The sequence below is a fragment of the Priestia sp. KCTC 13724 genome (assembly GCF_056820425.1).
On sequence record NZ_JBXDLD010000169.1, the window covers coordinates 1 to 13,878 of the forward strand.

Annotated in this window: 15 protein-coding genes; 1 reads left to right on the forward strand and 14 read right to left on the reverse strand. The window is 37.1% G+C overall.

The window, feature by feature from the left end:
- Nucleotides 1-195 precede the first annotated feature (195 nt).
- Together AC1UFB_RS18780 and AC1UFB_RS18785 are read right to left on the reverse strand one after the other, a co-directional pair.
- Nucleotides 196-336 (reverse strand): YjcZ family sporulation protein, encoded by a 141-nt coding sequence (locus tag AC1UFB_RS18780; RefSeq protein WP_076512731.1) that lies wholly within the window; start codon nt 334-336, stop codon nt 196-198.
- 87 nt (nt 337-423) lie between these two features.
- Complete coding sequence (locus AC1UFB_RS18785) at nt 424-834, reverse strand: hypothetical protein (RefSeq protein ID WP_025908495.1); 411 nt, start codon at nt 832-834, stop codon at nt 424-426.
- 302 nt (nt 835-1,136) lie between these two features.
- Here AC1UFB_RS18785 and AC1UFB_RS18790 point away from each other — a divergent pair, with 302 nt between their 5' ends.
- Complete coding sequence (locus tag AC1UFB_RS18790) at nt 1,137-1,892, forward strand: DUF4397 domain-containing protein (RefSeq protein WP_328101861.1); 756 nt, start codon at nt 1,137-1,139, stop codon at nt 1,890-1,892.
- Between the two features lie 45 nt (nt 1,893-1,937).
- On the opposite strand, the gene AC1UFB_RS18795 is transcribed toward AC1UFB_RS18790, so the two are convergent.
- From AC1UFB_RS18795 to gntK, 12 genes are all read right to left on the reverse strand, one after another.
- Nucleotides 1,938-2,510 (reverse strand): YpmS family protein, encoded by a 573-nt coding sequence (locus tag AC1UFB_RS18795; RefSeq protein WP_025908497.1) that lies wholly within the window; start codon nt 2,508-2,510, stop codon nt 1,938-1,940.
- 12 nt (nt 2,511-2,522) lie between these two features.
- Entirely contained in the window at nt 2,523-3,374 is an 852-nt protein-coding gene (locus AC1UFB_RS18800) for a GDSL-type esterase/lipase family protein (RefSeq protein ID WP_328101860.1), read from the reverse strand.
- 214 nt (nt 3,375-3,588) lie between these two features.
- Nucleotides 3,589-4,146, reverse strand: a complete 558-nt coding sequence (locus tag AC1UFB_RS18805; protein WP_100348167.1) for an SCO family protein — start codon at nt 4,144-4,146, stop codon at nt 3,589-3,591.
- Nucleotides 4,147-4,194: 48 nt separating this feature from the next.
- Nucleotides 4,195-5,817 (reverse strand): ATP-binding protein, encoded by a 1,623-nt coding sequence (locus AC1UFB_RS18810; RefSeq protein WP_100347029.1) that lies wholly within the window; start codon nt 5,815-5,817, stop codon nt 4,195-4,197.
- A gap of 146 nt (nt 5,818-5,963) precedes the next feature.
- On the reverse strand, nt 5,964-6,806 hold the full coding sequence (locus AC1UFB_RS18815) for a DegV family protein (protein WP_482589724.1): 843 nt from the start codon (nt 6,804-6,806) through the stop codon (nt 5,964-5,966).
- Nucleotides 6,807-6,978: 172 nt separating this feature from the next.
- A complete protein-coding gene (locus AC1UFB_RS18820) occupies nt 6,979-7,230 on the reverse strand; it encodes a DUF2535 family protein (RefSeq protein WP_100347028.1) in 252 nt (83 codons plus the stop codon).
- 172 nt (nt 7,231-7,402) lie between these two features.
- Complete coding sequence (ilvA, locus tag AC1UFB_RS18825) at nt 7,403-8,674, reverse strand: threonine ammonia-lyase IlvA (RefSeq protein WP_100347027.1); 1,272 nt, start codon at nt 8,672-8,674, stop codon at nt 7,403-7,405.
- Between the two features lie 364 nt (nt 8,675-9,038).
- Nucleotides 9,039-9,272, reverse strand: a complete 234-nt coding sequence (locus tag AC1UFB_RS18830; protein WP_482589726.1) for a hypothetical protein — start codon at nt 9,270-9,272, stop codon at nt 9,039-9,041.
- A 211-nt stretch (nt 9,273-9,483) separates the two neighbouring features.
- Complete coding sequence (locus tag AC1UFB_RS18835; protein ID WP_482589727.1) at nt 9,484-9,963, reverse strand: dihydrofolate reductase; 480 nt, start codon at nt 9,961-9,963, stop codon at nt 9,484-9,486.
- Entirely contained in the window at nt 9,960-10,754 is a 795-nt protein-coding gene (locus AC1UFB_RS18840; RefSeq protein WP_025908305.1) for a thymidylate synthase, read from the reverse strand. Before AC1UFB_RS18840 ends, AC1UFB_RS18835 begins: the two co-directional genes overlap by 4 nt.
- A 355-nt stretch (nt 10,755-11,109) precedes the next feature.
- Nucleotides 11,110-12,012, reverse strand: coding sequence for a formyltetrahydrofolate deformylase (gene purU, locus AC1UFB_RS18845; RefSeq protein WP_025908304.1), 903 nt, complete (start codon nt 12,010-12,012; stop codon nt 11,110-11,112).
- 63 nt (nt 12,013-12,075) lie between these two features.
- Nucleotides 12,076-13,653, reverse strand: a complete 1,578-nt coding sequence (gene gntK, locus AC1UFB_RS18850; protein ID WP_198511869.1) for a gluconokinase — start codon at nt 13,651-13,653, stop codon at nt 12,076-12,078.
- Nucleotides 13,654-13,878: the final 225 nt, after the last annotated feature.

Sequence of the window (13,878 nt, forward strand, 5' to 3'; positions counted from 1 at the left end):
GTACTCCTTTTTTGATGTCTATAAAGTCTTGCGAGACATAGGGTTCAGATTATGAAATTCATTCAATTATAGTATAATATGAAAAAAGAACATTTGGCAAAATATTTTTATTTTTTCAAACAAAAATATTGTCTTACTCTCTACATAAACAGAGCTCTTTTCACCCCGAAGTATGAAAAGAGCTCTTTAAATAAACTAGCAGATGCAGCTGCATCCAATAATAACCAATAAAATAAACAGCACAAGAATTAATGCAAATGAATTTCCTGACCCACAGTGGTGGTGATACCCCCCAACCGGATATTGACATTGATCATAACAACCATAATTATACATAGCAATCTCTCCTCATTCGTGATATTCGTTTAGCACATTGTTACTTTATGTTTTGAAAATGCGATGTGTATGTGCGAATACCCATTTTCACTCTCCTTTTTTCGTCTGTAAGCTCTTTGTTCCAAGAAGAATAAAACAAAAAAGTGTTACAAATAAAAAAACGGCCCAGTGCTGCTTCATGATTGTAAGTAGGAAGCCTACATATGGAAGATGATAAGAATACACTCCCATTATGCTTTCATCGGGCAAGTGGTTATTCGCTTTCATTACTATTAATGAATCTTGTTGATTAACTAGTACAACTCCTTCGGTATCTATATCTTGTGATGACTGAAACACAACCACTGATCCACTAGGAATTCCTGGTCCATTTTCTTGCTGTAAGGTTACAGTAAATCCAAAGAGAGCCGGCAGTAAACTCGCGACAATGAGGGTGAAAACAACAGCATAACACACAAGTACATACCGAAAGACGGTGAACCACACGCTTCCTTTCATAATGCAGTCACCCCTTTTCGTAAATTAGTAACTAAAATGATAAGACAATGAAATGCAGTAATAGAAGAATGAACCCAAATCCAATGAGCATGATTTTGAGCATCTTCTCATAAAACAACTTCATCCTCTTCACCTCTTTTACCTATAACCATTATTCATTAACGGTTATGCTTCATTCTATTCAATTAAAAGCAAGATGAAAGTTGGTCAATTGTTTCACAGCATAATTTATGAGTTTTAGCATATGTTTGGTTACGTATAGACATCTTTTTCCTACTCCGTATAACAGAGGAGCTGAACGCATGGCTAATTATTCATTTGACCAATACATTAAAAAAGCAATGAAATATGATTTTTTATCAAACTACTATAAATATAGCGATCCTTCCCGTCACATTGCTTATTACGAAAAGCATTTATATTATGTGCAGCAAGCAATTTTAGCAGGTAAAAATGCACAAGGGTCACGAATAGCTAAACCAATGGCTAGAATTTTCCACGCTTCTCCCGATGCACCGTCCGTCGATATTTATTTAAATGGCCGACGTATTATTAGGAATCTCACTTACAAACAAGAAACTGATTATTTACCGTTAGGGGACCCGGGTCGCTACACAATCTCAATTTATCCTGCTGGCCAAACCGAAAAACCTTTACTCACAAAGTCGTTTACGTTTGAAGGGAACCAAAAATATACGGTTGCTGCCGTAAATAATTTAAATGAGCTAGAATTACTTTTTATTTATGATGATAGTAAAGTTCCAGATGGCGAAACAAAAATGAGGTTTATTCATTTGTCTCCTGATGCACCAGCAGTTGATATTGCTGCTCGGGGTGGAGACGTGATCTTTTCTGACGTTACGTTTAAAGAAATTACTAAATATCTAGGATTATCTCCAATGTTTGTACAGCTTGATGTACGCATAGCAGGAACAGATGATGTTGTTTTATCTATCCCACCTCTCAGCCTGCGTCCAAACCGAGCTTATACCGTTTATGCTGTCGGCTACGCACAAGGAAATCCTGCATTAGAAGCCTTAATTTCACAAGATCGCTAACACAAAAAAGCTCTCAGTAATAAACTATTACTGAGAGCTTTTTTGCTATTCTTTCTTTGAAATTAACTTGACTCGTATATCATCATTTTCTAAGTCAAACTTCTCAACTTTCACATTAAAATCTGTTTGAAGCTCCATCTCTTGAAGAGCCACATATACAGACTCGCTCTTCGGATCAATTGTCACCCATTCAGGAAGGTTAAAATTATTATTAACATAGCGAAGTACTGTTTTTACCGGGAGCTGGATTTTTCCAATCGATAGTGTTTCTTGTTCAAGAACAATATCTCCATTATCTTGCACTTCAGGAGTAAAGGTCATTCGAATATCAATATCGTCCCCAAAAACCTCGATGGTTCCGTCTAGCTGCACAACATCTGTTAGCGTGATATCGTAATTAAGAGGCTGATTATTAAGCTCTCTTTTTAAGTATTTATCAATAAGTATATTTAAATCTTCTTTTTTAGCTAAAATCGTTAGTTCAGCATCTCCCTCTATTTCACCAGACTTCAGCGGTGTTACTTCATCAGCCGGTTGAAAAATAAGACCAATGATTATAACCGCTAAGAGAAGGTTAACGCTTAATAATCCAATAAATAACCATTTCCACTTCTTCATTTCATAAGCTCCTTACTCGTTTCCGTTCAGTTCTTCTTCCCGTGCTTTCTCTTTGTTTTGTCCCAATAAAGGATCTTCTTCTTCCATTGCATCGCTAATACGTTCCGCCATTAATTCATACCCTTTTTTATTAGGATGAAACTCATCTTTTCCTAAAAGATTGTCAGAAGAATCGTAAAAGACATCATCAATTTTAACATATGTTACGTTTTCATAATTCATTGCTACTTGTTGACTTGCTTGGTTCCATTCATCAATTACAACATTAATCTCTTTCATATCGCTTAGCGTTTTAAAAAATGGATTATAAAATCCTATTAAGTAAATATGTGCATTTGGATTTAGCTTTCGAATTCGTTGAAAAACCTCATTTAAACGTTTTTCATATTTTGATTTTTCTGTTTCAAATGTTTTAATTGAAATATCGTAAAAATAGTCTCTCACAACTTTCATTACGTCGTTACCGCCAATTGTAACATAAATCATATCTGCTCTTGAAACTTTGCTCGCAATTGATGGATCCTTTAATCTTGCCAACAGCTGGTCCGTACGGTTTCCTTTTTTACCCAGGTTAGAAATTGTTACATTTTCCACTTCGTTTTTCTTGGCAATATACTGTTCAATAAAAGGTACGTATCCACCTTTTTTGGATTCATCTCCTATACCTTCCGTTAACGAATCACCTATCGCAACAGCTTCTAATTCTACAGGGAAAAAGCCCTTTGGTATTTGTTCCTTTTCTGTAAGCTGCACTTCTTTTTGATCTACAACGTCTTCTTGATTGACAAGAAAGGTAGGCTGAGAACAGCTAGCTAAAGTGACAGAGCACACGCTTGCCACGATTATTTTTCTCCATTTTTTCATCACAACACCTACTTACTATGCTGTATTCTAATTGTCGCCTTACTTGACTAGATTTACTATAGCGCATTTATATATCTTTATATAGTAACATACATTGTCAAGGAAGGTCTTTCCCATGCTTATAGTATATGTAGAAAAATGGATAAGAATGTTTATTCTAAAAAAAGGTAACCATGAATTAAAATACAACTTTTAACTCATAGATACCTTCTTTTTACTTACTTAACGTTTTCATATCTTTAATAATTTCGTCATACGGAGTATCTCCCACACCACTATAAGACTTCATAACGGTACCTTCTTTGTCGATTAAATAAAAAGTTGTAGCATGGATAACTTGCGGATCATTTTCTGGCTTTTTAACAACAGCTTTAAATTGGTCCAACGCAAATTTTTCGATTTCTTGTTGTGTATAACCCGTTAGAAAGTGCCAATTCGAAAGGTCCGCATTAAATTTTGCGGCAAACTCCTTCAGTTTATCGGGTGAATCGTTTTCAGGATCTACGCTAAAAGAAATAAAGTTGGCATCGAGTCCCTCTTCTTTCACCATTTTCTGAAGCTTAGCCATATGAGCAGTCATTGGTGGACAAACCGTTTCACAGTTGGTAAAAATAAAGTTAGAGACCCAGACCTTCCCCTTAAGATCATCTAGGTTAACTTCTTTATTCTCCTGATTTGTATAAATAAAAGAATTGAGCTTCCAGTTTAAAGGGTCTTTAATTTGTGATCCACAAGCTGCTAAAACGATAACTAAAACCAAACACAGCAGCATAAGCTTTTGATTGTTGTTTTTCAATATTTCCCCCTCCGATACAATGGTTTACGTTTTATATGCTGGTATTGAAACAATAAACGTAGATCCTTTTCCTTTCTCACTTTCAACAGTAATCTTGCCTCTCATTTCTTCTACAATTTGGTATGATACCATTAACCCAATCCCTGTCCCTTTTTCTTTTAATGAGTAAAAAGCTGTTCCTAGTCTCTCTAACTCTTGTTGGGTCATTCCTTCACCAGTATCTTTAATTGCAATATGAACTTGATTATCTTTTACATTAATAGACACAGAAAGCTTTCCACCATCTTGCATAGCTTCAATACCATTTTTCATAATGTTGAGAAGCACTTGGTTAAATTCATTCTTATTGCCTCGAACGTATGCTAACTGATTCGTTTGAATTTCAATTTCAATATTGCTTGTTAACAGTGCATATGAAGATAATAAATCTACTAAACTTGTTACGCTTAGGATGCAGTCAATGATATCTACTTCTTTTACCCCTGGACGTGCTAAGGATAAATAATCATTAATAATAACCTCGGCTCGATCCATTTCGCTAATCATTAAATGAATATAACCTATCTCTGCTTTTGTTAGCTTTTGGTTATCTTGAAACAGCTGTAAAAAACCTTTTACCACGGTCATCGGGTTTCGAATTTCATGTGCGACAGATGCAGCTAGCTGACCAATTGCATTCATCTTTTCTGCACGCTGAAGCTCCTTTTGAAGTTTCGTTCGTTCCATAATAATTTCAAGCTCATCCAAAGCTTTTTCCAAGTCTCCACTAGACTCCAAACTCGGTTGTTTTACTGCTAACTGCTCTTTTGTAGCAGCAACCTGCTGAAACAAATGCTGTAACCTTTGGGTCATTACATTAAACTGCTGGCTGATTTGACCGATTTCTGAAGCATCTTTCTGCTGCAATTTAACTTGAAAGTTACCATGACTAACCGATTTAATACCTTCTACTAGTTCTTTAAGAGGAGCCATAACCACGCGTAGACCCCAATCTTGAATAAAAATAATAATCGTAAATAGAAAAACAAGAGCAATAAATAGTAACGAAAACAAGCGCTGCTGATAGGTTGTCATTACGCTAGCATCAACATCAATTACAAGCATAGCAATGACTTCGCCTTTTTCATTTAAAATGGGAGAAAAGGCAGTAATCCACGTGCCAAACTGATCCGTATATGTATCTGTTACCGCTTCCGTTTTTTCTGTTTTCGCTTTCATAAAATGGGTATAAAACTCTTTTTCGCCATAATAAATCATGGAAGGTGTAAGCTGTTGACGCACCTTTTGATTAGCAGTAACAACTATTTTAAATCCATGATTTTCATAAGGTTCTACTGTAAATAGATGACCTTGTAAATATTCTGGACTTGCTTTATAAATACGCTCAAACTGTTTCTCTATCCCTGTTCGAGCTAAAGAGCTAGGTAAATTTTCTGCCTTAACAAATTGCGTAATCTCATTAGGAGATAACGTCTCTTTCCAAAGCTTTGTTGTCGTTAGTGCATTCTGAGTGAGTAGCTGCTTGGTCGTTACGTTTTGGAGATAGTAGCTAACCGAAGCTGTCCCAACTCCAACAATAATAACAATTAACATGGAGAACAAAACAGTTTTGTTAAACACGCTTAAGTTTCGAATATAATTTCTCATGTTTGCACTCCATATAGAAATTTTTGCTAAACATACGATGGTTACTTTCTCACTATTATAACATCTTTTCACCACTATTAACGTTGAAGTCTATATGATTTTTCCAACAAAAAAGTGACCTGCTCACCAGACAGATCACTTTCAGTTTATTCAGCAAAGTACATAAATCCAATCGCACCAACTCCTGTATGAGTAGAAATAACAGGTGTTGTTTCTTCAATTGTAAAATCTTCATAGCCACAGGCAGCAATTATCGATTCTCTTAGCTTTTGAGCTAGTTCAAATCCTTCCGCATGCACCAATCCGATTCCTTTAATTTGCTTACCTGCCGTTTCCTCCATGATTTGCTTTGTCAAAAATTTCACGATTTGAGAATGACTTCTAACTTTTGCAACAGGCGTATACACACCATCAGCAAGTGAAGCAATAGGCTTAATATTTAGTAGAGAACCAATTAGCGCTTTACCTCGACCAATTCGTCCACCTTTTATTAAGTTTTCTAACGTATCAACTACAACAAACAGCGTCGTATTACGGCGAATTTCATCCAAACGTTGGACAATTTCATTCATTTCACACCCTTGTTGAATCATATCAAGAGCTTCAAACACCTGAAAGGAGAGAGCTTTTGAGATATACATAGAATCCACTACGGTAATATTCCCATCTACCATCTTAGCAGCACTTTCTGCAGAACGTACTGTACCACTCATACCACCTGTCATATGAATTGATAAAACATCGTACCCTTCATTCACTAGGCGCTCGTATACTTCAACAAAGGCTCCAACCGCTGGCTGGGAGCTCTTTGGTAATACATCAGACCTTTTCATCTTTTCAATAAAATCACTTGGCGTTATTTCAACTCGATCTAAATATGTTTCATTATCAATATTAATCGATAACGGGACAATCTCAATACCATATTGAGCTGCTTGCTCTACGGTTAAATCTATCGTTGAATCCGTTACCACTTTAATTTTCATCATGAGTTCACCCCTACAAAATCCTTTGCGCTCATTATAGCATTGTTCTAAACTTGATTACAGTAATATTCTAAAGTACTTATTATCAAGCTAGTATAATACAATACAACTATTTCACGTAAAACATAAAAAAGTTGACTACGCCGAAAAATTCAGAATAGTCAACTTTTTCTCTTTAAGCATTATGTTTTAATGCGTCAGACTTAAATAGCTGTTCATAATCTTTCCATTTCAACACGCGTTTTAAATATTCTTGAAACGAGTAGGTTTTTTTCGGCATTGATTTCTTCATAATGTCTGTTATTAAGATATTTAACTTTACAGAGATCATAAACCGAAATGTGCTATCTTCCTCCAATACTGGAATATCAATAATTTTTACTTTTTGACCATTCTCATGTTTAAATTCAAGGCTTTTCAATAGCAAGGCGATCAACCCTCTTTTTACCCGTTTCTTTTATTATACATGGTAAACTAATTACTTGTCTTTCCATTTTTACTTTATTTTTAGAAAAAATGTCTCATAGACATCTTATTCGACGTACAATGAGACATTCCTTTGTAATGCTGTTATTTTATTACAGGTTATTGCATCAATCTTAAATGAATAAATGGAACAAGCTGCTTTCTTTATTAATTTCCGTATAAGGAAATCCTTTTTTATCCATTCGACTAATTAATGGATAATAATCTTCTTTATGTTTTAATTCGATGCCAACCAATGCTGGGCCGCTATCTTTGTTATTTTTTTTCGTATATTCAAAGCGTGAAATGTCATCATTTGGTCCAAGCACTTCGTCTAAAAATTCTCGTAGTGCTCCTGCTCTCTGAGGGAAGTTCACAATAAAATAATGCTGCAAACCTTCATACATCATGGAACGTTCTTTAATTTCTTGCATGCGACCAATATCATTATTCCCTCCACTGATAACGCACACCACTGTTTTACCTTTAATTTGTTCGCGATAAGAGTCTAAAGCGGCAATAGAAAGCGCACCGGCTGGCTCTGCAATAATCGCATTTTCATTATACAGAGATAAAATGGTTGTACAGACTTTCCCTTCAGAAACAATAACGATATCATCAACCACTTCTCGGCTGATTTCGTAGGATACGCTACCAACGGTCTTTACGGCTGCTCCATCTACAAACGGGTCAATGGCCTCAAGGGTTACGACTTCTCCTCTATCAAAAGACGTTTGCATTCCAGCTGCGCCGGCTGGCTCTACGCCAATGACTGCTGTTTTAGGAGAAATGCTTTTCACATAAGTCCCTACACCTGAAATTAGACCGCCTCCCCCAATACTTCCAAACACATAGTCAATTTCGTCTTCACAATCGTTAAACATTTCAACAGCAACCGTTCCTTGTCCCGCAATTACATCAACGTCGTTAAAAGGGTGAATAAACGTTCTTTTTTCTTCTTCACTGCACTGAATAGCTGTTTCATACGAATCATCGAACGTATCACCTGTTAAAACAATCTTTACATTGTCTCTCCCTAAAAATTTAACTTGGTTGACCTTCTGTCGAGGAGTAGTGCTAGGCATGAAAATTTTCCCGTCAATGTTCAAATGGCGACAAGCGTAAGCCACTCCCTGTGCGTGATTACCGGCGCTTGCACACGCAATTCCATGCTCTAATTCCTGCTTTGTCAATTGCTTAATTCGATTATACGCTCCTCGAATTTTAAATGAACGAACGACTTGCAGATCTTCACGCTTCAAGTACACATTACATTCATAACGCTCAGAAAGCACCTCGTTGCGCTGTAGTGGTGTATGTACAACAACATCTTTAATCATTTGATTCGCAATCATGATGTCCTCTAACTGTACATGTTTTGTTCGATTATCTACTTGTTGTTTCATAACCAACTTCCTTCCTCTTCCTACCTTTTTTTAATTTGTACATTATATCACATAAAATTTAGAAAAATCATTATTTTTAGTTAATCTTTTGATTTTTTTTAATTAGCATCTTTTCACCAGTATAGTAAACAGTAAAAAAGAAAGATAGAAAGCTGGTGATTAACATGGAGTATACGTTACAAAGCATTGATAGTGCCATTCCTTGTGAAGTAACTATTGATGATGATAACGGACGATACATGCTGAGGAATGCGGATACAAGTGGAGAAGTATTTAACTCAGCTTCTGAGCTTACACAGTGGGTCCAACAACATTGGAATGAACAACAATTTGTAAACCCAGAAGAATTCAGACAGTTAGTTCATCATTTACAGGAATTTATTGAACAAAAAAAGAGTTTGGGACATAACAAAAGATTGCTTCTAAGAGACGAACAATAGCTGTTCCAATCTTTTTGGTTTGTCTCAACACGTTCGTTCCATTGCGCTACGGCCACTCGCTTTCCGCGGGGAGGAACCTGAGCTTCCTCGCTGCGCTGCGGGATCTCCGTTTTCCCTCTCTTTCCCGCAGGAGTCGAGTGTCCTACGCTCCATTCCACCCTGTTTCCAACATTGTTTTCACAATCAACCAAAGAACCTGAACGATTAAAAGTGAGAAACTCTCAATCGTTCAGGTTTATCATTGGCTGAATTACTTATGTCCCAGCCTCTTTTTGATTGCACTTGATGATTATTATTTAAAGCTTGAACCGATGCTCTGCGATTGACCCAATCAATAAACATACTCACTTGCTATGGGTAGTTATTTCATTATGCACGTTCGTACACTGTAAAGTAGTAGGCATAAGGGTTTTTTTCATCCTTAACACCTTGCTTTCTTGATACTTCTCTCCAAACAGATGAATCAATTTCAGGAAAGTATGTATCCCCTTCAAACACCTCGTCGATATGCGTAACGTATAAACGAGTCGCCACATGCATAGTTTGCTCATACACTGTTGCGCCACCAATCACAAACAGTTCACTTTCTCCTTCAAGCGATACTAGTTCATCAACAGAGTGAATAACTTTTACACCTTCATGGTGATAGTCTTTATTTCCTGTTAAAATAACGTTGTTTCGATTTGGAAGAGGTTTACCAATTGATTCAAACGTTTTTCGCCCCATTACAATTGTGTGACCCGTTGTGGTTTGTTTGAAATACTGTAAATCAGCTGGCAAATGCCAAGGTAAATCGTTTTCTTTTCCAATCAAGCAGTTGTTGTCCATTGCTACAATTAACGAAATCATACGCTAACGGCCCCTTTAATGTGAGGATGCGGATCATACTCAACAAGCTCGAAATCTTCAAATTTAAAGTCAAAGATAGATTTGACATCTGGATTAATCTTCATTTTTGGTAGCGAGCGAGGTTCACGCGTTAGCTGAAGATTTACTTGTTCAAGATGGTTTGTATAAATATGAGCATCACCAAACGTATGAACAAAATCACCTGGTTCTAAATCACACACTTGCGCAACCATCATTGTCAGAAGCGCATAGGATGCAATATTAAAAGGTACGCCTAAAAAAATATCGGCTGATCGTTGATATAGCTGACAAGATAATTTACCGTCTGCTACGTAAAATTGGAATAAGCAATGGCATGGCGGCAGCGCCATGTTATCAACATCCGCAACGTTCCACGCGCTTATCATCAACCTTCTTGAATCCGGATTATTTTTAATTTGATGAATGACATTTGTGATTTGATCAATCGTACTTCCTTCTGGTGTTGGCCAAGAGCGCCATTGGTGACCATAGACAGGACCTAACTCTCCGTTTTCATCAGCCCATTCGTTCCAAATACGTACACCGTTATCTTGTAAATATTTGATGTTTGTATCACCGCTTAAAAACCATAATAATTCATGAATAATTGATTTTAAATGAAGTTTTTTTGTGGTTAAAGCAGGAAAACCTTCTTGGAGGTTAAATCGCATTTGATAGCCAAATGTACTAATTGTTCCTGTTCCTGTCCGATCTTCTTTTTTCGTTCCATGTTTTAATACATGTTCACATAAGTCGAGATATTGTTTCACTTCCGACACTTCCTTTTTCAAAAGTCTTTCTCTATTGTATAGGCGATTTTTTCTCATGTCTATGAGAAAGTGCAGGGTTTCTCATAGAAAAAAGCTGGGACATAACGAACTGATTCCTTCTGGGAGACGAATCATCCTGTTTCTAAACGATGTAGGTTGTTGTAAGAACACATTCGTTCGGTTGCGCCACAGACACTCGCTTTCCCGCAGGATTCAAATGTCCTACGCTCCATTCCACTCTGTTTTCAAAATTGTTTTCCGAACCAACAAAAAAATCCGAACTATAAAAAGTAGGTAACTTTAAATAGCTCGGATAGATCATTGGCTGAAATTCTTATGACCCAGCCTCTTTTCATCAATTAAATACAATTGTTCGATTACCGTAAACTAAAATTCGATCTTCTAAATGCCACTTTACTGCTCTTGCTAAGACGGTACGCTCAATTAAGCGTCCTTTTTTCTTCAGCTCTTCCGCATCATCTCGGTGATTTACTCGTTCGATATCTTGTTCAATAATGGGTCCTTCGTCTAGATCATCCGTTACGTAGTGTGAGGTAGCACCAATTAACTTAACACCACGCTTGTATGCTCGCTCGTATGGCTTTGCACCAATAAAAGCAGGTAAGAACGAATGATGAATATTAATGATACGATATGGATTCTCTGCTACAAATGTCGGCGTTAAAATCTGCATATAACGTGCTAAGATAATTAAATCTATGTTGTAGTCCTTCAATAATTGTAGCTGCTGTGCTTCCGCTTCAGCACGAATTTCTTTTGTTGCAGGAATATGATAGAACGGAATACCAAAAGATTCAACGACTTCACGCGCATCTTCGTGATTACTAACGACTACAGCAATATCGCTCATTAAATCACCGCTTTCCCATGCCCATAGGAGTTCTAATAAACAATGTAGCTCTTTTGATACAAAGACCGCCGTTCGTTTTAAACGATGTGCGTACGTAAATTTCGCTTCCATTGAAAATGATTCTGCAATTGATTGGAAAGCTTCTTCCATTGCTGATCCTTTTTCATCCAAGCGGTCGCATTCAAATTCAAAACGAATAAAAAATGTTCCACCTTCTGGATTGGTTGAATGCTGACTAGACTCTACGATATTTGCTCCTTGTTCAAATAAAAACGTAGATACAGCTGACACAATTCCAGGCTGATCTGAACAGCTGATTAACAACCGACCTCTGTTTTTATACTTTTCTTTGTATGATGTTACATGTTGCTCAATGTGCGATTTCATAAAGTTCCCTCTCTCTTTGAATGTACAGACTATTCTATCATTATAATGAAAGTCTACCGATTATCAAGCTTCATTCTTATTTTTAGAGTAAGGATTCGATTCTTCTCCATGCTGAAGCTCTGCTAGCTTCGCGTAATGAGGCTTCATACTATTCATAATATCTCGATAGACGGGCAGAATTTTTTTATATACTTCCACATTTTCAGGAATTGGCTTTAGGTGTGTAGTTTTCCCAACCATCTTCTCTACAACGTTTACCGATTCAACTTCATCAATTGCATAAAGGCCTAGTACGGCTGCGCCAAGACAAGAGCTTTCAAAACTTTCTGGAATTCTTACTTCTGCATTAAAAATGTCAGCCATCATTTGCTTCCATACTTCAGAGCGAGCAAATCCACCTGAAGCTTTAATTTCACGAGCAGACCCAATTAATTCTTCAAGAGGCTCTAACACCGTGTATAAGTTGTACATAATCCCTTCCAAAACCGCGCGAATCATGTGCTCCTTACCATGATGAAGAGACAGTCCGGTGAATGAACCCCTCGCGTCTGCATCCCATAAAGGAGCCCGCTCTCCTGATAAATAAGGATGAAAAATGAGTCCTCCAGCTCCAGGGGGAATCGTATCAGCCATTTTCGTAAGTAAATCATATACGTTAACATCTAAGCGTTCGGCAACTGCAGCTTCGCTTTTGGCCAATTCATCTTTTGCCCATCGTAAAATCATCCCACCGTTATTAATAGGGCCGCCTACAACCCAGAGATCGTCGGTAAATGCATAACAAAATGTTCGGCCCTCTTTATCTAGAACAGGCTCTTTTGTAACCGCTCGAACTGCTCCACTCGTGCCAATTGTAATGGCAATTTCACCTTGGTCGATAGCATCTAAGCCCAAGTTAGACAATACGCCATCGCTTGCCCCTATTACAAAAGGCGTGTCTTCATTAATTTTAAGCGTGTGAGCAAGTTCGCTTTTAATGCCTTTGCTCACATGAGTTGCTGGCACAATCGTGGATAGTTGCAAAGGAGAGATTTCTGCATTTGTTAACGCGACTTCATCCCATTGTTTTGTTTCTAAATTAAGCATGCCTGTTGCAGAAGCAATGGAGTAATCCACTATATACTCATCAAATAATTTATGGAATATATATTCTTTAATTGAAATAAATTTAGCTGTTTTTTCAAAGATTTCTGGGTGCTCATGCTTTAACCATTTAATCTTAACAAGAGGTGACATAGGATGAAGAGGCATACCCGTTCGCTTGTATAGTTCCATTCGTTGATTACAAAGCTTATCTGCATATGTAGCCGCTCGCTTATCAGCCCATGTTATACAATTTGTAAGTGGCTCACCACTTTCATCAACAGCAATAAGGCTATGCATCGCGCTGCTAAAAGATACAACTTTTAAATCTTCTTTATTTACCTTTCCCTTTGCCACTACTTTCTTAATTGTTGATAGGACAGCTGCAAAAATCTCATCTGGCTTCTGTTCAGCTGTTAGGGCATCCGGCGTATGAAGAGGATACCCAACATGATGTGACTCCTTCACTTTTCCATCAGCAGTAAATAAAACCGACTTTGTTGTTGTTGTTCCAATATCAACACCTATCATATATGTTGTCACTTTACTTAACACCAACCTTTTCTCTCTGCGTTCTTTATTTATGAGGTTTTCCTAAAATGATTTAAACCATGCTTCTGCAGACGAATTACACATTACTCTTTTTACCTGATGCCTTGCATTTAAAACATAAAAACAGGTTGGGATATAACGAAATGATGGCTTTTCCAAGACGAATTATGCCTTTTTTAAAGTATTAGGCTACAATAACCAGTTTGTTTCCTATCACTGCAGACACTCGCT